10 protein-coding genes are annotated in these 22989 nt (G+C 70.3%); 8 read left to right on the top strand and 2 right to left on the bottom strand.

Annotated elements, in window-relative coordinates:
* Window positions 1–24 precede the first annotated feature (24 nt).
* From C1I89_RS01970 to C1I89_RS35565, 5 genes are read left to right on the top strand one after another with little or no spacing between them, the layout of a single operon-like run.
* Window positions 25–11178, top strand: a complete 11154-nt coding sequence (locus tag C1I89_RS01970) for a VCBS domain-containing protein (protein ID WP_102771129.1) — start codon at window positions 25–27, stop codon at window positions 11176–11178.
* Window positions 11175–12692, top strand: a complete 1518-nt coding sequence (locus C1I89_RS01965; protein WP_102771128.1) for a TolC family protein — start codon at window positions 11175–11177, stop codon at window positions 12690–12692. Before C1I89_RS01970 ends, C1I89_RS01965 begins: the two co-directional genes overlap by 4 nt.
* Window positions 12689–13471, top strand: coding sequence for an efflux RND transporter periplasmic adaptor subunit (locus C1I89_RS01960; protein ID WP_258231308.1), 783 nt, complete (start codon window positions 12689–12691; stop codon window positions 13469–13471). Before C1I89_RS01965 ends, C1I89_RS01960 begins: the two co-directional genes overlap by 4 nt.
* A gap of 5 nt (window positions 13472–13476) precedes the next feature.
* The gene (locus tag C1I89_RS01955) at window positions 13477–14808 is read left to right on the top strand and encodes an efflux RND transporter periplasmic adaptor subunit (RefSeq protein WP_102771127.1); all 1332 of its coding nucleotides are present in this window, start codon (window positions 13477–13479) and stop codon (window positions 14806–14808) included.
* A 10-nt stretch (window positions 14809–14818) separates the two neighbouring features.
* Window positions 14819–16918 (top strand): HlyD family efflux transporter periplasmic adaptor subunit, encoded by a 2100-nt coding sequence (locus C1I89_RS35565; RefSeq protein ID WP_102771126.1) that lies wholly within the window; start codon window positions 14819–14821, stop codon window positions 16916–16918.
* A gap of 33 nt (window positions 16919–16951) precedes the next feature.
* Here C1I89_RS35565 and C1I89_RS01945 read toward each other — a convergent pair whose 3' ends face one another.
* On the bottom strand, window positions 16952–18211 hold the full coding sequence (locus C1I89_RS01945) for a cation:proton antiporter (protein ID WP_102771125.1): 1260 nt from the start codon (window positions 18209–18211) through the stop codon (window positions 16952–16954).
* Window positions 18212–18345: 134 nt separating this feature from the next.
* On the opposite strand from C1I89_RS01945, the gene C1I89_RS01940 reads away from it, so the two are divergent.
* The 3 genes from C1I89_RS01940 (at window position 18346) to C1I89_RS01930 (ending at window position 21727) form a co-directional block, all read left to right on the top strand.
* On the top strand, window positions 18346–19521 hold the full coding sequence (locus C1I89_RS01940; RefSeq protein WP_102771124.1) for a hypothetical protein: 1176 nt from the start codon (window positions 18346–18348) through the stop codon (window positions 19519–19521).
* Between the two features lie 113 nt (window positions 19522–19634).
* On the top strand, window positions 19635–20894 hold the full coding sequence (locus C1I89_RS01935; RefSeq protein ID WP_102771123.1) for a DUF3300 domain-containing protein: 1260 nt from the start codon (window positions 19635–19637) through the stop codon (window positions 20892–20894).
* Complete coding sequence (locus C1I89_RS01930) at window positions 20891–21727, top strand: DUF2950 family protein (RefSeq protein WP_102771122.1); 837 nt, start codon at window positions 20891–20893, stop codon at window positions 21725–21727. The genes C1I89_RS01935 and C1I89_RS01930 overlap by 4 nt, the downstream gene beginning before the upstream one ends.
* 28 nt (window positions 21728–21755) lie before the next feature.
* On the opposite strand, the gene C1I89_RS01925 is transcribed toward C1I89_RS01930, so the two are convergent.
* Entirely contained in the window at window positions 21756–22949 is a 1194-nt protein-coding gene (locus C1I89_RS01925; RefSeq protein ID WP_102771121.1) for an ATP-binding protein, read from the bottom strand.
* Window positions 22950–22989: the final 40 nt, after the last annotated feature.

The following is a 22989-nucleotide window of genomic DNA, read 5'->3' as shown; positions in this document are numbered from 1 at the left end:
CATGCATCGAGGAGGAGCAAGGCTATGAGTACTTTGCCGATCTTTCGCCCCATGACCCGGGCACTGGCTCTCGAACCGCGGCTGCTTTACGACGCCGCCGCCGCGGTTGCCGCCGACCGCCAGCAGAGCGACTCGCAGGCCGATCATCCGGACGCGCAGGCCGCCGACGGCGCCGGGCCGGCAGCCGGCAAGAATCTGCTGGTCATCGACGGACGGCTGGCCGGCGCCCAGGCGCTGGCCGACAGCGCCACTCCCGGCACCAAGGTGCTGGTGGTCAACCCCGCCCAGGACGGCATCGCCGCGGTGCGCCAGGCGCTGCAGGCGCTGGGCCCGGTGGATTCGGTGCAGATCCTCAGCCACGGCGCGCCGGGCCAGTTCACGCTGGGCAGCAGCACGCTGAGCGCGCAGTCGGCCGACACGCTGCGCGCGGCGGGGTGGGGCGCTTACCTGAGCGCCGACGCCGACATCCTGCTCTACGGCTGCGGCACGGGCGGAGGCGACAGCGGCCAGGCGCTCATCGGCGCGCTGGCCGGCGCCACCGGCGCGGACGTGGCCGCCTCGACCAACGACACCGGCAGCCCGACCGCGGGCGGCGACTGGGTGCTGGAGGTGCGCACCGGCGCCATCGAAAGCCGGCTGCAGATCGAGGCGTCGGCCCTGGCCGCGTTCGACGGACTGCTGGCCGACGCCACGCCCACGCTGGCCCTGGACGGCAGCGGCGCGGACATCCTGCTGGGCGACACCGCGCAGATACGCGCCGTGATCAGCAACCCCTCCAGCCAGGAGGGCTACGCGCCGTACATCGACATCCTGATCCCCGTTACCGGCTACGACGGCGACGACGGCGTGAGCTTCGTGTCGGCCAGCACCATGGGCATCACGCTCAACGGTTATGTGGTCACGTTCGGCCCCGATGGAACCGCCCAGCATCCGCTGGCGCGCGACGCCAACGGCAATCCGGTGATCCTGCAAGCCTCGCAGTACGGCTACCGCCCGGGCGACCAGCTGGTGGTGCTGGCCTTGCCCTACGCGGGATTCGGCAAGGACCAGCCCTCGATCGAAGTGGACATCACGTTGCGCATGAGTCCGTTGGCCGACGTGAACAAGGACCACAATGTCAGCCTGCGCGCCGGCTTCCAGTACGGCAACGATCCGCTGGACAATCCGCAGCAGGACCCCGCGCTGTTCGAAAGCGGCTGGCATACCTACGCGTTGCGCTCCACGCCGTTCGAAGTGACGCAAACGCTGGACATGACCGAGGGCGAGACGGCCACGGGCGAGAACTACCCGCACACACTGACCGTGACCGCCACGCCCGCGCCCGGCCAGACGCTGAACAACGTGGTGATCTCGCAGAACCTGCCCGACAGCATCCGGGTGCTGAGCATCGCGCCCGGCGCCGGCGGCATGCTGACCCGCGTGACGCTGGCCGACGGCCGCGTGCTGACCGACACCGCCGCCATCAACGCCGCGCTGGCGCTCAAGCCCTACGTGGCGTCGTACGAGATCACCTATGCGACCCTGGACGCACCGGCCGACACGCAGGTGCGCTTCTTCGTCGCGCAGGCCACCGCCGACGGCGACCATGTGCTCGATCCCGACACCGGCGCGCCGCGCACGATCGAGGTGCCGAGCGCGACCTCCGTGGGCCGGTGGACGCCGCTGGACCCGCGCGACATACCCGCCAACCTGCCGTGGGTGCCCGTGGCTGGGCGCGGCGAAGACGTCAGCTTCGTCGCCAAGTCGGTGGCGCTGCACAAGAGTTCCGCCATAGACGCCGACAACGGCGTGGCCGGCGTCTCGCCCGGCGACGTGCTGAGCTACCGGTACGACGTCACGCTCTCCGATTACTTCGCCATCGGCAAGTCGGCGCTGGGGCAGGGCAGCCTGACCATCACCGACGTGCTGGGCGACGGCCTGAGCTTCACCGGCACGCCGCTCATGACTTTCACCCAGGACGGCAAGCAGTACACCGTCGCGCTGGTCTACACCCTGGGCGACAAGACCGCGGCGGGCACGCAGATCATCTTCGACCTGGCGGCCTCCATCGCCAAGGCCGGGCTGAGCATGGACGCGCTGATCGGCGACATCGCCAGCGACGGCACGCGCCAGTCGGCCACCCGGGCGGTCATCAGCTACCAGGCCACGGTGGACGAGGCCTACCAGGGCGGCTACACGCAGCCCGAGATCAACGAAGGCGACACGCTGCGCAATAGCGCGCTTTTGGCAGGCACCATCATCCAGAGCCGGCTCAACGTCGGGCCGGTGCAGTCCGACGGCTCCAACGTGACCGTGACGGTTCCGAACGGCAACGTGGATATCGGCGTGTTCCAGGTCAACGGCAACACGGTGCCGCCGTCCTACGAATTGCAGCCCGGCGACGTGGTGACCTTCGTGCTGCGCTACGACCTGCAGACCGGCGACTACGAAAACCTGAAGCTGACCGCCTACCTGCCGGCGCCGGTGTTCGACCCCTCCGGCGCCTGGTCGGCCGGCATCGGCGACCACCGCTGGTCGTATGGCCTGGGCGACAGCCATCCGGGCTCGGCGGTCTCGGTCAGCGCGGGCCCCGGCGGCGCGCTGGTATTCGACTTCGGCAGCTTCGCCATGCAGGGCGATCCCGCGGGCCAGAACCGCATCGAAGTGCTGTTCACGCTGCGCGTCAGCAACCAGCCCTTCGCGGACCAGCGCTCCATCACCGTGCTGGGCCAGTCCACGCAACAGACGACCGTGGACCACGCGCCGCTGGTGGACAACGACAACGTGCTGATCCAGTCCGTGGCCGAACCTTCGCTGGCGATCAAACACGGCGTGGTTGGCGCCACCGGCGGCACGGTCACCGGCGCGACCGGCGGCTGGAACCCGCCGGGCAGCACCGGCGCGGGCTTTAATGGCAGCATCACGGATCTCGCCAGCCTGGAAGGATCGGTCGCCGGAATGGACGGCGGCGACGTGTTGCGCCTGGCCACCGGCATCGAGAACACCGGCGGCGGCGGCGCTTACGATGTCTCGGTCACGCTGCAGATTCCGCCGGGCCTGGCCTTTCTGGGCGGGTCGCTCGACACCGCCAACCTGCGCATCGCGCGCGGCGACGGCACCGTCCTGGTGCTGGGCCGGGACTACAGCGTGTCGGGCGCCACCATCACTTTCCTGGACGCGAACGGACAGCCGACGCTGCTTGCGGGGCGGGTCGGCACCGCCGCCGACGACAGCGGCCAGAACATGGTGGTCATCACCTACGACGTGGTGGCCAGCAACACGCTTGCCGCGTCCAGCACCCTGCAGAGCACGGCGGCGCTGACGCACTACGCCAGCGAGAAGGGCGGCGCGGACTTCACGCCCACCGACCTGACCGACACGGCGGCCGCGCAATCGGCCGCGCCGACCGTCACCGTGCGCTACGCGGGCGGCAGCCTGGACCCGACCGACTCCAGCGCCGCGCATACCGGCGGCAGCAATCTGGTGATCGGCGAGCGCATGCTCTACGACATCGTCGTGACCCTGCCCGAAGGCGGCACGCAGAACCTGCGCCTGTCCGACCTGATCCCGGACGGCTTCGCGCTCGACACCAGCTTCGGCATCGACGGCTACCAGCTGATCACGCAGCTCGCCGCCAGCGGCAGCCTGACGGCGGACTTCGCCGGCGCGGTGACGGTGGCCAGCGTGTCCGGATCGGGCGCCAACGGCGCCGACCTGGTGCTGAGCTTCGCCGCCAGCAACGCGCTGGCGAACAACAACGCGGCCGACAACAGCTTCGTGATCCGCGTGGGCCTGATCGCCACCAACGTGACGGGCAACCAGGCCGGCCGCACCCTGACCAACAACGCCTCGCTGACCTACAGCGACCCGGACGGCGACACGCCCAACGGCGCCACGCCGGTGGACCGCAACGTGGCCGCGACCGGCGGGCTGCCCTCGGCCACCGTCGTCGAACCGACGCTGTCGGTGTCGCACACCGCGGTCACCACCGGTTCTCCCGTGGGCGTGGACCGGGGCGACGAGATCACCTACACCATCACCGTGGGCAACGGCACCGCCTCGACCGACGTGGACGCCTTCGACGTGCGCCTGTCCGACGTGCTGCCCACCGAGCTGAGCGGCGCGCAGATCGTCGGCGTGACGCTATACGGTGGAGCCACGCTGACGGGCGGCGACTTCGTGATCCAGAACGGCGTGCTGCAGTTGACCGACGGGGCCAAGCTGGATATTCCGAAGGGCGCCACCCTGGTGCTGCAATTCAAGGGCGTGCTCAACGAAACCACCGGCACCTCCGGCAAGGTCGATAACCTGGTCACCGTCCAATGGAGCAGCCTGGACGGCGCCAACAGCGGAGAACGCACGGGCGCCGACGGCGAGCTCGGCTCCGGCGCGCTCAACGACTACCGCGTGACCAGCCTGCACAGCGAAGACGTGGCGGCCTCTGGCACCATCAGCCACGTGGGCGGGCTGCCCGACACCGCGGGCGGCACGCCGTCCACGGCCGACCCGCAGGACGTCGCGGTCGGCGAAATCGTGCACTACCGGGTGGCGCTGCTGGTGCCCGAAGGCACCCAGCCCGATGCCTCGATCCGCGTCTACCTGCCGCCCGGGCTGACCTTCATGAACGACGGATCGGCCTTGCTGGGCCTGCTGGCCGACGCGCTCGCCAACGGCTCGCCGGGCCTGACCACAGATCTCGCGGGCCTGTTCGCCTCGGGCAACGCGTATATCGACGGCGGCGTGATGGACGAGGCCAGCACGCTGCTCAAGCCCGATCTGTCGGGCGTGGGCCCGCAGGGCGTGCTGAACACCGGCGCCATCGACACCAGCGATCCGCGCGTGATCGTGCTGCGGCTGGGCAACTTGGTGAACCTGAACCAGGACGCGGATTTCGAGGGGCTGTACTTCGAGTTCAACGCGCGGGTGGACAACGCCGCCGGCGTGGCGGCCGGCGGCCAGCTGGCCGTGCGGGCCGATTTCCTGAGCGGCGCGGAAGTGCGCTTCGGAACGAACACCATCGTCGAACGCGTGGTGGAGCCGAAGATAGACAACATGCAGAAGTCGGTCACCGGTTTCGACCCCGGCGCCGGCGGCGCGACGGGCCAGGCCAGCTATGCGGTGAGCTTCGGCAATACCGGCACGGCCACCGCCTACGACGTCGTGCTGACCGACACGTTGCCCGCCGGCGGGCAGAATCTCACCGTCACCGGCCTGACGATCGACGGCGTCACCTATGCGCCTGGCGGCTATCCGCCGGGCGTGTCGGTGGTGGTGGACGGCGCCAGCGTCACCCTCAGGCTGGACGCCCTGGCGGCCGGCTCGACGGTCAGCCTCGCCTATGGCGCGCAGCTGCCCAACAACGTGGCGCTGGCCGACACCTCGGCAAACCTGACCTACACCAGCCTGCCGGACAGCTTCCAGAGCTTCGCCGGCACTCAGGTCGGCGCCGCGGGCTCGGTGGGCGGCGAACGCACGGGCAGCGGCGCCGGACCCAACACCTACCTGGACGGCGACGCCGCGGGCCTGAGCCGCGTCGAAGGCACGCTCTGGAACGACACCGACAGCGCCACCGCGTCCACCACGCCGGACGGCCCGGCATTGGCGGGCCAGACGGTCACGCTGACCTGGGGCGGGGCGGACAACGACCTGTCCACCGCCGCCGACAACCGCAGCTGGACCACCACCACCGACGCCAACGGCTATTACTACTTCGGCGTGCTGGGCGCGGGCGTGTTCCGCATCGACGCGCCGGCCACCATCACGGTGGCCGGGCCGACCGGCGTGGTGAACGCGCGCATCGACAGCGACGGCGCCTCGCCGAAAGGCCAGGTGCTGGCCAGCTTCGGCGACCTGGGAACGACCGCGGCCGGCAACGTCGGCTACGTCGAGCGCAACGACGGCCCGGTCAACACCGTGCCCGGCGCGCTGTCCGTGAACGAGGACACCGCGCTGGCGATCGCCGGCCTGTCCATCGACGATCCGGATGCCGGCAACGGCGTCATGCAGGTCACCTTGAGCGTGCTGCATGGCGGTCTCACGCTCACGCTGGGCGAGGTCGAGCTGGTGGCGGGCGCGCTCGGTTCCGGCGTGCTGCAGCTGCGCGGCAGCCAGAACGCGCTGAACGCGGCGCTGGCCACGCTGGTCTACACGCCGGGCGCCAACTACAACGGCGACGAACGCCTGACCATCCTGACCGAAGACCTGGGCCAGCGCGGCGACGCCGACGGAGACGGCACGCCTTTCGAAGCGGGCGACGACAACCTCAGCGACACCGATACGGTGGACATCAGCGTGATCGCGGTCAACGACGCGCCCGTGGGCGTGGACGACGCCGACCGCGCCGAGGAGGCCGGCGGCGTGGACAACGACGTGCCCGGCGTCGATCCGGCCGGCAACGTGCTGGACAACGACCTCGACGTGGACATCCAGACCAACGGCGACGTGCTCAGCGTGACCCAGGCCAGCGGCGCCGGCGGCACGGTGACGGTCGATCCGCTGAGCGGCGAGGCCGCGGTGGCGGGGCTTTACGGCACGCTGTACATCAACGCCGACGGCGGCTACCGCTATGTGGTGAACAACCTGGACCCGACCATCCAGGCGCTGCTGGCCAATAGCCCGGCCCTGACGGACGCGTTCACGTACAACCTGCGCGACAGCGGCGGCCTGGCCAGTTCGGCCCGGCTCGTCATCACGCTGACCGGCGCCAACGACGCGCCCGAGGCGCGGGACGACGCCGGCTCGGCCGAGGAGAAGGGCGGCACGGCCAACGACACCGGCGGCAGCCCCGCCAGCGGCAATGTGCTGGGCAACGACAGCGACGTGGACGCCGGCGACACGCGCAGCGTCACGCAGGCCCGCAATCACACCGGCCCCAGCCCCGCGCCCGCGCAGCCCATCCCGGCCGGCACCACCTCGGCAGACGGCGCGCTGATTGCCGGCCTCTACGGCACGCTGCGGCTGGGCGCCGACGGCAGCTATGTCTACACGGTCAATGACGACAACGCGGCCGTGCAGGCCCTGAACCAGGGCGACGTGCTGCGCGAAACCTTCGACTACGTCGTCACCGACGCGGGCGGCCTGAACGCGCTGGCCTCGCTGGTCATCACCATCCACGGCGCCAACGACAACCCGGTGGCGGCCGACAACCTGGCGCAAGGCTATACCGCCAGCGTGGACGTGGCCAGCAACACCATCACCGGCGTGCCGCGCAATCCGCAAGGCAACGTCATCACCGACCCGTACACCGTCGACGACCCGGCCCTGCTGGACAGCGACGTGGACAACGCCATGGAGACCGCGGCGGTCAACGCCATCGGCGCCGAGGGCGGCCCGCAGGAAGCCGTGGCCGCCGGCGTCGAGAAGACCATCAACGGGCTGTATGGCGTGCTGCGCATCAACAGCGACGGCAGCTACGTCTATGAGATCGACAGCCTCAACGCCACGCTGATCGCGCTGGGCCCCGACGGCACGGTCGACGAGCGCTTCGTCTATGGCCTGCAGGACGCCGACGGCGGCCAGAGCAGCGCGGTGCTGACCATCCGCATCCACGGTGTGGCCGACCAGCCGGTGGCCAGCGACATCGTCGCCGTAGCCCAGGAACGCGGCGGCGTCGACAACGCCACGCCCGGGCGCACCGCCACGGGAGACGTGACCGTCAACGACATCGATCCGGACGGCGACGCCCTGGCGGTCACCGAAGTGCGCGCGGGCGCCGAGGCCGACGGCGGAACGATGAGGCCGGTGGGCGCCCCCATCGCCGGCAAGTACGGCACCCTGACCCTGAACAGCGACGGCACCTTCAGCTATGCCCTGAACGAAACCGATCCGCTGGTGCAGGCCCTGCGCACGGCCGGCGACACGCTGGTGGATGTGTTCACCTACACGGTTTCCGATCCCGACAACCTGAGCGACCAGGCCGAGCTGCGCATACGCATCCTGGGCCAGAACGACGCCCCGGTCGCGGCCGACGACGACGGCGCGGCGGTCGAGGCCGGCGGCGCCGCCAACACCTCCGGCGGCCAGGCCGCGCAGGGCAATGTGCTGGACAACGACGGCGACGTGGACGGCGCGGCCTACGGCGAAAAGCTCAGCGTGACCGGCGCGCGCGCCGGCGGCGCGGGCGGCGGCGCCGTGCCGGACGCGGCCGGTCAGGTCATGGTGGTCACCGGCGCCTACGGCACGCTCACGCTGCTGGCCGACGGCACTTATGTGTACGCGGTCGACGACGACAACCCCGTCGTGCAGGCGCTGCCGGCGGGCGCGTCCCTCTTCGAGGACTTCACCTACAAGATCCGCGACGTGGGCGGCCTGGAATCCAGCGCCGTGCTGCGCATCACCATCGCCGGCGCTGACGACGCCCCCCAGGCCGTGGCGCAGGCGATCACGGCCGAAGAGAAGGGCGGCACAAACAACGGCTCCGGCGGGCTGGACCCCAGCGGCAATCTGCTGCCGGCGGCGGGCGCCGATCCGGATACCGGCGACACCCTGCACATCGCCGGCTTCGCCGCCGGCCAGCCCAGGGACGGCGCAGCCATGCGCGCCGCCGGCACGACCCTGCAGGGCCGCTACGGCAGCCTGCGCATCGACGCCGACGGCACGTATTCCTATGTGGTGGACAACTCGCTGGCGGCAGTCCAGGCGCTGCGCCTGCCCACCGACACGCTGGTCGAGTACTTCACTTTCCGGCTCAGCGACGCCGCCGGCCTGACCAGCGACGGCCAGCTCACGGTGACCATACGCGGGGCCGACGACGCGCCGGTCGCGAAGAACGATACCGGCAGCGCCAAGGAGGCCGGCGGCACCGACAACGGCACGCCGGGCTCGCCCGCCATCGGCAACGTGCTGGCCAACGACGCCGACGTGGACGCCGGCGACCGCAGCACCGTTTCGGCCGTGCAGAATTCGCAGGCGGCCGCGGGCGTCGTGGGCGGACCCGCCGCGGGCCTGTACGGAACCCTGTACCTGCAGGCCGACGGCTCGTACCGCTACGAGGTCGACGACACGCTGGCGGCCGTGCAGCAGCTGCGGGCGGGCCAGTCGCTGCAGGAGACCTACACCTATACCGTGCGGGACCTGGCCGGCCTGACGCACACCGCGACGCTGACCATCACCATCGCCGGCAGTTACGACGCCCCCGTGGCCAAGGACGACGCGGACACCGCGGTGCCCGCCACGTCGCTGTCGCCGGCGGTGGACGCGGCCGGCAATGTGCTGCCCAACGATACCGACGTCGACGCCGGCGACACCAAGGCCGTCGACGGCATACGCGTGGGCGCCGGCATCGCCGGCTTCACGGCGGTGACGGGCACGGCGCCGCAGCGCATCGACGGGCTGTACGGCTGGCTGGAAATCGCCGCGGACGGCAGCTACACGTATCACGCCGACGAAACCAACGAGGCCGTGGCCGCGCTGGACGCCGGCCAGACGCTGGTGGAGGTATTCACCTACCGCGTGGTCGATGGCGGCGGACTGACCAGCCATGCCCAGCTGAGCATCACCATCCAGGGCGTGAACGATGCCCCGCTGGCCAACCCGGTGGTCGGGGTCGCGGTGGAGCAGGGCGTGCGCGACAACCAGCCGTTCCCCGGCCGCAATCCCGTGGGCGACGTGACGCTGCGCAACTTCGACGCCGAAGGCGAGCCGGTGACGGTGGTGGGCATCCGCACGGGTCCGGCGGCCGGAGGCGGGACCGCCGGCGCCGTGGGCGCCGTGCTGCGCGGCGCCTATGGCGACCTGATCGTCAACGCCGACGGCACCTATTCCTACGTGCTGGACAATTCGCTGCCCGAGGTGGACCGGCTGCGCCTGGCCCGCGACACCCTGCGCGATGTCTTCACCTACACCATATCGGACAGCGGCGGCCTGCAGGACAGCGCCACGCTGGTCATCATGATCGTGGGCCAGAACGACGCCCCCGTCGCGCATGACGACGTGGCCGAGGCGGTGGAGGCGGGAGGCCTGAACAACGGCGTGCCCGGCGTGAACCCGACCGGCAACGTGCTGGCCAACGATACCGACGTGGACGCCGGCGACACCAAGACGGTGGTCGGCGTCGGCCTGGGCTCGGCCGCGCCCGGCGCGCTCGGCCCGATCGCCGGCCGGTACGGAACGCTGGTCATGGGCGCCAACGGCCAATACCAGTACGTGGTCGACAACGACAATCCCGTGGTGCAGGCCTTGAGAACCGCCTCCGATACGCTGACGGAGGTGTTCACCTACACCATGCGCGACGCCGACGGCGCGCTGGCCCAGGCCCGGCTGACGGTCACGATCTCGGGCCGCGACGACACGCCGCAGGCGCGCGACGACACGGCCTATGTGGACGACGTTTCCGGCCCGCCGGTGGTGCAGGGCAACGTGCTGCCCAACGACAGCGACGTGGACGGCGGCGACGCGCTTTCCGTGACCGGCATCCGGCCGCAGCAGGAAGGGGCCGCGGCCGGGCAGGTCGGTCAGGCGCTGGCGGGCCGCTACGGCGTTCTCGTCATGAACGCCGACGGCAGCTACCGCTACGAAGTCGACCTGAGCAACCCGGAAGTGCAGGCGGCACGGGGCCGCGGGCCCATCCTGCAGGACCCGTTCATCTACACGATCTCGGACCTGGCCGGCCTGCAATCCGAGGCGCGCCTGACCATCGTCCTGAAGCTCGAAGCCGACTACTTCGCGCCGCCCGACCCGTATGCGCTGTTCGGCCGCGAAACCGAGCCGGCGTTCCGTTCGGACCTGCAGGTGGACCCCGTGGTCTACGTCACGCCGGCCGTGCGCGACACGCTGGCGTTCGAGCGCTATCTGGACGCCAGCGTGCGCGGGCAGCGGCCGGAGCTGGCCATGCCGCCCGAGATCATGCTGCATTCGGTGGCCGCGGACCTGGGCCAGGACCACGAGACGCCGCTGACCCGGACCATCCAGGCGCTGCAATGGCAGGCGCGCTACCAGGATGCCTGCCTGCAGACGCGTTATGCCAACGTGTTCCTGTCGGCCGACGGCCTGCTGCGCGACGATTCGGTGTTTACGTACAAGGAGTTGCGCATGCCCGAGGCAGGCAGAAGCGCCGGCGCCCAGGCGCGGCCCGAGCCGCCCGCGCGCGCGGCCCAGTCCTTCAGCGGCCAGATCCGCGCCAATGCCAGCGACGCATGGCGCGAGCGCTGGCTGGCGGCGGAACAACAGAATTCGGTGAAGACGGAAGGGGGAGCGGTATGAAGCGCAAGCTCGTGGTTCGCGCGAATGTGCTGGCGTTGGCCGTGATGGGCCTGAGCGCCTGTTCATCCAGCCAGTTGGCCAGCCCGTATACGCACGATGAAGTCCTGGCGCGTATCGAGCAGGATCGCAAGATGATGTATTCGGACCAGGAACCGATCACGCATCCGATCACTTTCTACGAGGCCTCGGCGCGCGCGCTGAAATACAACCTCGATTACCGCCTCAAGCTGATGGAAAGCGCGCTGTCGCGCAACCTGGTGGACGTGACCCGCCACGAGATGCTGCCCAAGCTGATCGCCTCGGCCGGCTATACCGACCGGTCCAACGACTCCGGCGGCACCTCCATCGGCATCGAGGACGGCGAGGTCAGCCTGCGCCCGTCCACCTCGGAACAGCGCTACCACCGGCTGGCGGACCTGGAGCTGAGCTGGAGCACCCTGGACTTCGTGGTCGCCTACGAGCGCTCGCAGCAGAAGATGGACCAGGTGCTGATGGCCGAGGAACGCCGCCGCAAAGTGGTGCAGAACGTGCTGCAGGACGTGCGCAACGCCTACTGGCGCGCGGTCGGCGCGCAGCGCCTGATCGCCTCGGTGGACGACCTGCTGGCGCGCGTGCGCACCGGGCTGGACAACGCGCGCGAAGCCGAGCGCCGCGGCCTGCTGCCGCGCCAGGAGGCGCTGGCCTACCAGCGCGCGCTGCTGGACGCCGTCAGCCTGCTGTCCACCCGGCGCCAGGACCTGGAGCTGGCGCGCGCCGAGCTGGCCGCCCTGATGTCGCTGCCGCCCGGCACGGACTTCCAGGTGGCCGACGAGAATCCGCCGCCCATTCCCATGCCCACCATGAACGTTCCCGCGCTGGAGCAGCTGGCGCTGGAGAACCGTCCGGAAATCATGGAAGAGTGGTATCGCAAGCGGGTCACGGACAACGACATCCGCATCGCCAAGGCCGAGCTGTGGCCGCACATCAGCTTCAATGCCGGCGCGCACTACGACTCCAACGAATACCTCTACAACAACAGCTGGTCCTCCGTGGGCGTGCGGGTGTCGTGGAACCTGCTGAGCCTGCTCAAGGGGCCGGCGCTGCAGGCGGCCGGCGAAAACCAGAGCAAGGTCGCCGACCTGCGCCGCCTGGCGCTGTCCATGGCGGTGCTGACGCAGGTGCGCGTGGCCGCCCAGCGCTACTACCTGGCGCGCGAACAGTTCGAGTTCGCCGACCAGAGCTCGCAGGTCGACGGCAGGCTGCGCGACTACGCCGAGGCCAGCGCCAGCATCTCCGCCGATTCCAAGCTGGAATACATCCGCGCCGACGCGCGCTGGCTGCTGTCGCAATACCAGCGCTACGCCGCCTACTCGGACGCCCAGGCGGCCTGGGGACGGCTCTACAACTCCGTCGGCCTGGACGTGATGCCCGACGTCATCGCCAACCACGACGTCGCCACGCTGGCCGCGGAGATCCAGAAGACCATGAACGGCTGGGAGCGCACCACGCTGCTGGCCCAAGGCGAGGCGAAATGATGAAGCTCCCCGTGCCGCGGCCGCGCGCGTTTGTTGCCCTGGTCCTGGCGGCGGCCGGCCTGCCGGCGCAGGCCCAGGACCTGGCGCCGGCCGCCTTGCCCGAACTGTCCAGCGATCCGAACGCCATCCGGGTGTTGCTGGCGGCCGACCCCGAGAGCACGCTGGCCGCGCCGATGGCGGGCCGCCTGCAATCGACGCAGGCGCAGCTGGGCCGCCACGTGGAGAAGGGCGAGGTCGTGTTCCGCCTGGATTGCGAGGAACCCCAGGCGCGGCTGCGCATGGCCTCGGCCGAACTGGCCGGCGCGCGCGAGAACCTGCGCGCCAAAACCGGGCTGCGCAAACTGGACGCCGCCGGCGACACCGAGGTCGCGCTGGCGCGCGCCGCCGCCGAGCGCGCCGCGGCCGCCCAGGCGCTGGCCCAGGCCCAGGTCGATTACTGCACCGTGGCCGCGCCGTTCTCGGGCCGCATCGCCAAGGTGTACGTGCGTCCCTTCGAAACCGTCAACGCCGGCGCGCCGCTGATCGACCTGGTCGGCGACGGGCCGCCGCGCCTGCGGCTGAACCTGCCGTCGCGCCAGCTGGGCCGGGTCCAGGCCGGCACGGCGTTCCAGCTCAACGTGGTCGAGACCGGCAAGCAATACCAGGCGCGCGTCACCGCGGTCAACGCGCGGGTCGACGCCGTGGCGCAGTCGATCGAACTGGAGGGCAGGGCGGAAGACCCCGGGCGCGAACTGCTGCCGGGCATGAGCGGCATCGCCGATTTCGGCTTTCCCCGGTGAGGCCCATGCAGGACGACATCCTCCTGTTGCTGCAGCTGACGGAGATCGAAGGCCTGGCGCGCCAGGCCGACGACGTGCAGCAGCTGAGCTTTCACGTCGCCAACGACGCGCATCCGCTGCTGAACTACCGGCAGGCCCTGGTCTACGAGGACACGGGCGCCGATTGGCGCCTGCTGAACGTCTCGGGGCTGGTGTCGGCCGACCATGATTCTCCTTACCTGGTGTGGCTGGGGCAGGCGCGCAAATGGCTGCGCGCCCAGGCCGGCGAGGGCCGGGACTGGCTGGAGCCGCCGCCCGCCACGGCGCCCGGCGCCGAACTGGTGGCGCAGGGCTGGCGGGAATGGTGGCCGGCCGGCGCGTGGCTGCTGCCGCTCAAGCGCCGCGACGGCACGCCGCTGGGCTGGGCGGTATACCTGCTGGAACAGCCGCCCACGGCGGCGCACCGCGCCGTCATGGGCCGCCTGGCCCAGAGCTGGTCCTACAGCTGGGAGCTGCTGGCCGGGCGCGCCGGGCGCCGGCCGCGGCGCCGCCGCGCCTGGATGCTGCGGCTGGCGCTGGTGCTGCTGGCGGCCTTGTGCTTTCTGCCGGTGCGCCAGCGCGCGCTGGCCCCGGCCGAAGTCAGCTCGCTGGACCTGGAGATGATCAGCGCGCCGCTGGACGGCGTGGTCAAGGCCGTGCACGTGCGCCCTAACCAGGAAGTGCAGGCCGGCCAGTTGCTGTTCTCGCTGGACGACACCACGCTCAGCCACCGCCTGCAGGTCGCCGCGCGCGCGGTGGCCGTGGCCGACGCCGAGTACCTGGCCGCCAGCCAGACGGCGTTTCGCAACGAGGACAGCCGCGCCAGGCTGACCCTGCTGCAAAGCCGGGCCGAAGAGCGGCGCGCCGAGCTGGCCTCGATACGCTCGCAGCTGCAACGGCTGGAGACGCGCGCGCCGCGCGCCGGCGTGGCGGTGTTCGGCGACGCCAACGACTGGATCGGCAAGCCGGTGGCGACGGGCGAACGCATCATGCAGCTGGCCGACCCGACCAAACCGGCGATGCTGATCCAGCTGCCGGCCTCCGACGCCATCGCGCTGGAAGTCGGCGCGCCGGTCGACCTGTACCTGACCGTGCGGCCGATGCAGCCGCTGCGCGGCAAGGTCATCGAAACCAGCTACCAGGCGGCGCTCACGCCCGAGGGCGTGGCCAGCTACCGGCTGCGCGCCAGCGTCGACGCCGGCGAGGAAGCGCGCATCGGCCTCAAAGGCACCGCGCGCCTGGCGGGCGGCCAGTCGGTGCTGGGCTTCGAGCTGATCCGCCGGCCGCTGGCCGCGCTGCGCGCGTTCCTGGGATTGTGAGAGGCCGCCCATGATGCCGTCGTCCGTCATGGAACCCCTGCCGCGCCTGCGCGAGGACCTGCGCCTGTTCGCCGCCGGCCCCCATCCGGACGGCAGCCCGGCCTGGGTCATCGAAGACCCGGTGCGCAACCGCCATTTCCGCATCGGCTGGCTGGAATTTGAATTCCTGTCGCGCTGGCGCATGATGCCGCAGGACATGCTGGCCGATATCGGCCAGCGCACCGCGCTGCGGCCCGAAGCCGGCCAGCTGCGCCAGTTCGCCGACTTCCTGCGCGCCAACGACCTGCTGCGTCCGGCGCCGTCGCAAAGCCAGGCCATGGCGCAGGCGCAGCCGCGCAGGCCCTGGAGCCGGCCGCAATGGTGGCTGCACAACTACCTGTTCTTCCGCATCCCGCTGATCCACCCGACCTACAGGCTGGGCCGACTGTATCGCGTCCTGCGCTTTCTGTTCCATCCGGCCACGCCGTGGATCATCGTCGCGCTGTCGCTGGCGGGCATCGCGCTGACGCTGCGCCAGTGGGATACTTTCCAGCACACGCTGTTCGAATCGGTGTCGTGGCAGGGCGCGCTGGGCTTCGCGCTGGCGCTGCTGACCGCCAAGACCCTGCACGAGGTCGGCCATGCCCTCATGGCCACGCATTTCGGCGTGCGGGTCGGGCACATGGGCGTGGCCTTCCTGGTGATGTGGCCCATGCTGTACACCGACACCAGCGAATCGTGGCGCCTGGCGTCGTCGCGCAAGCGCCTGTTGATCGCCGCCGCCGGCATCTGCACCGAGCTGGCCATCGCCGGCCTCGCGACCCTGGCCTGGGCCTTGCTGCCGCCCGGCATCCTGCGCCAGGCCTGCTTCTACCTCGCGACCACGAGCTGGGTCCTGTCGCTGCTGCTGAACGCCAGCCCGTTCATGCGTTTCGACGGTTATTTCATCCTGTCGGACCTGCTGGACATGCCCAACCTGCACGAACGCGCCGGGGCGCTGGCGCGCACGGCGCTGCGGCGCGGGCTGCTGGGCTGGCGCGAACCGTGGCCGGAACCGTTCGCCGCGCCGCTGCGCCGCCGGCTCATCGCGTTCGCCTGGGTGACCTGGATCTATCGCCTGACCGTCTATCTCGGGATCGCGGTGGCGGTCTATCACTTCTTCTTCAAGGCGCTGGGCGTGTTCCTGTTCCTGGTCGAGGTCGGCTTCTTCATCGTGCGTCCGTGCTGGCGCGAGATGCGCACCTGGTCGCAGCGCCGCCGCGAAACCCGCGGCTGGCGGCTCGGCCTGCTGTGGCTGGCCCCCTTGCTGCTGCTGGCCTGGCTTGCCGTGCCCGCGCCGACCTCGGTGCGCGCCCCGGCGCTGGCGCGCCCGGCGCAGCAGTGGGCCGCCTATGCGCCGACGGCCGCGCGCGTGGAGCTGCGCGCCGAGCCGGGCAGGGTGGCGGCCGGCGCCGTGCTGGTGCGCCTGGACAATCCGGAACTGGCGAGCCAGGCCGAAGCGGCGCAGGCCGCCATCCGCGGCGGCTCGGCCCGCCTCGCGGGGCTGCTGGACCAGTCCGGCGGGCTGGACCAGCAGGCCGCCACCATCGAATCGCTGGCGCTCAGCCGCGCCAACGCCGAATCCGTGGCCGCCGAAAAATCCCGGCTGACCCTGCGCGCGCCGTTCGACGGCGTATGGCTGGACGTGGCGCCGGAAGTGCGCGCGGGCACCTGGGTCGGTCCGCGCCTGGCGCTGGGACGCCTGGTGAACCCCGACGACTGGATCGTCGAGGCCTACGTGGCCGAAGACGACATCCATGCGCTGCGGCCCGGCGACGCCGGCTGCTTCTATTTCGAGTCCACGCCCGGGCGGCAGTGCGGGCGCATCGACGCCATCGCGCCGGCCCGCCTGGCGCAACTGCCCGCGCCGATGCTGGCGACCGTGCACGACGGCCCGATTCCCGCGTTCCAGAAGCACGACGCGCTGATTCCCGAATATGCGCTCTACGCCGTGCGCGTGTCGCTGGACCAGCCCTTGGCGCTGTTGCGCGAGCAGCGCGGCAAGGCCTATTTCACCGGCGCGCCGCGCAGCCGCCTGCTGGCGGGCTGGCGCTACCTGGCCAGCCTGGCCATCCGCGAAAGCGGCTTCTGAGGCGCGACGCCCATGCCGACCATCGCGCCAGCGTCAGGGGCCCGCGGTTTCGACCGGCGGCGCGGGCATGGCCGCGGGCGGCGGCTCCTTGTCGGCCAGCCTGCGCGCATAGCGCTGCGTCAGGAGCGGCGCGACCAGCGAGGTCAGCACCACCAGCATCAGCACCACGTTGAGCACCGGCGTATCGATCAGCGGCTCGCCCTGCGCATTGAGCGTGCGGTAGGCCACCGTCGCGGCGGCCAGGGTGGCCGCCACCTGGGGCAGGGTCAGGCTCCACACCAGGCCTGCTTCGGCGGCCGGATAGCGGAACAGCAGCCCCAGCGCGGCCGCGGCCACGGCCTTGCCGATCACCAGCGCGAACAGCAGCCCGAACGCCAGCACCGGCTGGTTCACGAACGTCATCAAGGCGTCGACCGGGTGCAGCATCATTCCGGTCGTCATGAAGAACGCCGGAATCAGGAAGGTGTCGCTGATCAGCTTCATCACGCCGGCGTTGCGCGATTGCGGCACCGCCTGGCGCACGGCGATGCCGGCCAGGAACGCGCCCACGATGCCGTCCAGGCCGAAGAGCTTGGCCATCTGCGTCGCGCACGCGACCGCCAGGAAGAACACGATGATGCGCGACTCGTCGCGCCGCATGCGCTGCAGCACGTGACGCAGGATCCACGGCCCGCCGACCACGACCAGCGGGATGAACACGGCGATCTGCAGCAGCTGGAGTTCGATGGCGGCCACCGAGAAACCGTTTTCATGGGTCACCAGACAGACCGCCAGCACCAGCATGGCGGCCACGTCGGTGATCACCGTGGCGCCCGAGGCCACCGTGACGCTGACGCGCTGGGTCAGCCCGAACTGCTTGACGACGGGGTAGGCCAGCAGCGTGTGCGAGGCGATCAGCGAGCCGATGAGCAGCGACGCGTTGGCGCCGTAGCCGCAGGCCCGCGCCACGCCGAATCCCAGCGCGAAGGCGCCGCCGAAGGTGAGCACGCCGAACACCAGCACCTGGACCCGGGCGCGCTTGAGCAGGGCGAAATCGATTTCGTAGCCGATGAAAAACAGCAGCAGCGCCACGCCCAGCTCGGAAGCGAGTTCGGCGATCGGCATCTCGGGCTGCAGCAGATTGAAGCCGGCCGGCCCCAGCAGAAAGCCCACCACCAGGAATCCCAGCACGCCCGGAATGCGGCAGCGCTCGCAGATGAGCGGCAGCAGCAGGAAGAACAACAGCCACAGGACGAAACGCGTGAAGGGCGCCAGATGAACGAAAAAATCGACCGCGATCTGAGTCCAGGACATGAGGCCTCTCCAATAAGCGTGAGATCGGAAAACCCATTGAACTTCCCAGCAACGCGGCGAGTGTCCGGCCAAACGCGCCAACCGTCAAGCGCGCTCGAACGTCAACGCCATACCAACCCCGACCGAGGTGCACCATGAATGCGGATGTCCCCAAGCGGCCGACCGACGAGCCGTTTCTCCTGGTCCAGGGCGACGCGCTGTCGCGCCTGGAAAGCCGCATCGGCCTTGCGCCCCGCGGCGGCGGCATCAAGCGGCGCGCGCTCATCTACGCCCTGGTGGCGTGGCTGCCGCTGGTGGTCGCATCCTGGCTGAGCGGACCGGCCGACGCGCAGGCCACCGAATCCCTGCTGGGCCATTTCGGCATCCACATCCGGTGCCTGGTCGCCATCCCGCTGCTGGTGCTGGCCGAGGCCGTCGCGCAGAAGAACCTGCTCATCTGCCTGCGCGAATTCAAGCGCTCCGGGCTGGTGGACGACGCGCTGGCCGCGCGTTTCGACGGCATCGTCGAAGACGTCATCCGGCTCAAGCGGCGGGTATCGCCGTGGCTCGTGATCGGCGTGCTGGCCGCCGCCTGGACGGCCGCCTTCCTGGTGTCGCCCAACCCGGACGAGCTGCGCTGGACGCCGGCCGACGGCGAGCGCATGGCGTTCGGCGCCTGGTGGTTCCTGCTGGTGACGCGGCCGCTGTTCTCCGTGCTGCTGCTGGCCTGGGTATGGCGGCTGACGCTGGTCGGCATCCTGCTGCTGCGCATCGCGCGCCTGCCGCTGAAGCTGGTGGTGATGCATCCCGACCGCATGGGCGGGCTGGGCTTCCTGGACCGGCTGCCCATGGTCTATGCGCCGTTCCTGTTCTCGGTGTCGGCCGTGGTCGCCGGCGCGTGGGCGCACACCGTGTTCTATCACGGCGTGGCCGTCCCGACGCTGTACGCCCAGGTCGCCACCTTGCTGCTGGTGCTGATACTGATCGGACTGGCGCCGCTGCTGGTGTTCTCTTCGATGCTGGCGCACGCCAAGCGCCAGGCGCTGCTGGACTACGGCGCCTTGCTGAGCGAGCACGGCAGGCTGGTCGACGCCCGCTGGATACACAAGGCGCAGATCGCGGAACAGCCCATACTCGACGCGCCCGAGCTCGGCCCGGTCGCGGACGTGCAGGCCATGTACCAATCCGTGGCGGCCATGCGGCCGGCGGTGATCAGCAAATCCATTCTGCTCAGGATCGCGCTGCCCGCGGCGCTGCCCTTGCTGCTGCTGGTCGCCACGCAGTGGCCCTTGAAGAGCACGCTTTCCAAACTTCTCTTCACGCTTCTGTAGGAGGCCATGCACCGAAAACCTTGAGCGCTCTGGCGCGCCCAGAGCATTTCCCGGTCCGGCAACGCCCGAGGGGGGCTTGCGGCGGTACCCGGGTGTCCCAGTTGGAGAGGTCCATGAGACGGCTATTACGGCATTTCTTCATCACATTGGCGCTGCTGTGCGCAAGCACGGCGGCCCACGCGCAATCGTCATTCGGCAAGGAACAGCTCGACCAGATGCTGGCGCCGGTGGCGCTCTATCCGGACGCGCTGCTGTCGCAGCTGCTGATGGCGTCGACCTATCCCGACGACGTCGCGGCGGCCGCGGCCTGGTCGGCCGGGCACACCAGCCTGAGCGGCGACGCCGCCGTCAAGGCGGTGCAGGACCAGCCCTGGGACCCCAGCGTCATGTCGCTGGCGGCCTTTCCCTCGGTGCTGGACATGATGGGCCGCCAGCCCGACTGGGTGCGCAACGTCGGCGACGCCTTCCTGGACCAACCCGAGGACGTCATGTCCTCGGTCCAGCGCCTGCGGGCCCAGGCCCAGGCCGCCGGCACGCTCAACAGCGACGCGCAGCAGAAGGTCTCCACCCAGACCGAAGGCGGCGCCACCGTCGTGACCATCGAGCCCGCGTCTCCCGACGTGGTCTACGTGCCGTCCTACAACCCCGCCACCACCTACGGCACCTGGCCCTATCCCTCGTACCCGCCGGCCTACTACCCGCCGCCGCCCGGGTCCATGTTCGCCTCGGCCATGGTCAGCGGGCTGGCGTTCGGCGCCGGCATCGCCATCACCGACTCGCTGTGGGGCGGCTTCGACTGGGGCCACAACGACGTGGACATCGACGTCAACCGCTACAACCACATCAACGTCAACCGCCGGCTGGACGCGCGCAGCAACAACGTGACCTGGAACCACGATCCCGCGCGGCGCGGCGCCACGCCTTATCGCAACTCCGCGACCCGCCAGCGCTACGACGCCCAGCGCCGCGTCGGCGCCACCGCGCACCGCCCGTCGGCCGACCAGGCGCGCCGCGATCACGCCCAACAGGTCATGCACGACCGCCGGCCCGCGGCCGACGGCGCAAGGGCCGGGGCAGGGGCGCGGACCGCGCAGCATCGGCCCGAAGCCGCGCGGCCCGCCGCGCACAACGCGCCGCGGCAACGCAACGACGCGCGCAACGCGGCCATCGAACGCTCGCGCAGCGCCAACCGCGACAACGCGCTGCGCGGCGTGGACCGCCCGGCGCCCACGCGCCACGCCAGCGCCCGCGGCAATGACAGGCCGGCGGCGCACTCCGCACGCCGGGCCGGGCCCGGCGCCGGCGCGCACTCCTCGGGCCGGGCCGGACGCTCGGGCGGCGCACATATCGAAAGGGGGCATGGAAGACGATGAAGACCGCACAACACACTCTGGGCCGCCTCGCAGCGGCGGCCATCCTGGCCCTGGCGGCCACTCAGGGCCACGCGGCCCAGGCGGCCTTCGCCACGCCGCAGGCGGCCGCCGACGCCCTGGTGCAGGCCGTGGCGACCGGCGACGACGACGGCCTCAGGCAGGTGCTGGGCAGCGACTTCCGCCGCTTCGTCCCGCGCGACAGCATCGACCGCGACGACATCTACGCCTTCCTCGCGGCCTGGTCCAGGCAGCACAAGATCGTCGACACCAGCCCCGCCACCGCCGAATTCGTGGTCGGCGAACACGATTGGTCGTTCCCCGCGCCGCTGGTCAAGCAAAACAACGGCTGGCGTTTCGACCTGCGCGCCGGCGTGCAGGAAATGCAGCACCGCCGCATCGCCCGCAACGAAGAAGCCGCCATCGACACCCTGCGACGGCTCTGCGCCGCCCAGGACAGCTACCGCAAAACGGCCGGCAACGGCCAGCCGGCGCAGCGCATCGTCAGCACGCAGGGCCGGCAGGACGGCCTGTACTGGGACGCCGCCTCGGCCTCGGCCGCCAGCCCGCTGGACGACGACGCGCTGGTGATGGGCCCGGACGTGCCTGCCGACGCCGCCTTGCACGGCTATCGCTACGCCTACCTGCCGACCGCGGACGCCTCGGGCTGCTCCTTCGTCGCATGGCCCGCCAGCCACGGCAGCTCGGGCCTGCACAGTTTCGCCATCGGGCCTGACGGCAAGGTCCGGGAGCGGGACTACGGGCGCGCAGTGACCGAAAGCGAACTGAAGCGCACCGCCGCGGCGCAGGGCGGCTGGCAGGCGGTGGCGCAGTAGGGGGAGTGTTGCGGGGCGGCGCCGGACGTCACGTAGCTCGCCACGCATCGCCGGGCATGATGCGCTTCATGAAGTCATCGAAAAGCGGAACGGTAAAAGCCGTATCGCCATGTGTAGGACTCCAGATCATGCCCTTCGCGATCAGGGCGCCGCGTACCGGCCCGAAGGACGCGACGGTCCGGCCGAGCTGCTGGGCGATATCGCCCGAGCGGTGCGGACCCGGGCCGAGCTCCGCCATACCGCGCAGGTACTTCTTTTCCGACTGTGTAAGCCGATCGAAGCGAACCCGAAAGAAACTCTCGTCCAATGCCGCGACGGCTTCACGCGAAGCCGTCGCGACATCGTCGGCCGTTATCGGGCTCGCATCGGCGACGTCCCAGGCGCATTTTCCCCACTCCTGCAGGAAGTAAGGGTAGCCCTGGGTTTGCGCGACGATCAGATCCACCGCTGCCGGCTCGACCACGACGCCTTCCTCGTTTGCGGGCACGGTGATGGCCAACTTGGCGTCTTCCTGACTCAATGCGCCGATCTCCGAAAAATCGAACAACCGTTCGGCATAGGATTTCGCCTCACCCATTCGGCCGCGCAATTGCGGCAGCCCTGCGCCCACCACAGTGACCGGCAGCTTCTGCTGGGCGCATCGATGCAGCGCCGAAATCAATGCGGCAAGCTGGTCCGACTCCACATACTGGAGTTCATCGATGAATAGCACCGCCACCGTGTCCGCGGCCCTGGCAGCGTGGCCAACCTGCTCCAGCAGGGCCGAAAGATCGCCCTCCAGATCGCCATTGTCGGCAAGGCCGGGCTCGGCATCGTAATCGATGCCCACCTCGATATCTCCGAACACGACCTTGAGCTTGCCCGCAAAACCCGCCAATGCGCGCAATCCCCGCACCGCGAACTCCTTGGCCGTGTCCATCCGGCTCAGCCGCAGCAACGCCAGGCGAAGCTGAGGCGCCAAAAGGGCAGGCAGGGATTTGTGCTCCGGCGCTTCGATACGAACGGTCTGGGCGCCCGAGGCCTCCGCTTCGTTACGCATCTGATCCAGCAGCACCGTTTTCCCGACGCCCCGCAGGCCGAGCAGCAATACGCTTTTGGCGGGCCGGCCCAGGCGCAGCCGCGCCAGGCAAATGCGTACCTTTTCACGAACATCGTCGCGGCCGGCCAGTTCAGGGGGAGGGCTGCCGGCGCCAGGCGCATAGGGGTTGCGGACAGGGTCCATATTTATAGAAATTAGGGAAATTATTGATTCCTGATAATTT

The sequence above is a fragment of the Achromobacter pulmonis genome (assembly GCF_002885955.2).
Lineage (GTDB): Bacteria > Pseudomonadota > Gammaproteobacteria > Burkholderiales > Burkholderiaceae_B > Achromobacter > Achromobacter pulmonis_A.
The sequence above is the reverse complement of the archived record's forward strand: the minus strand, read 5'-3'. Positions and strand labels throughout refer to the sequence as shown.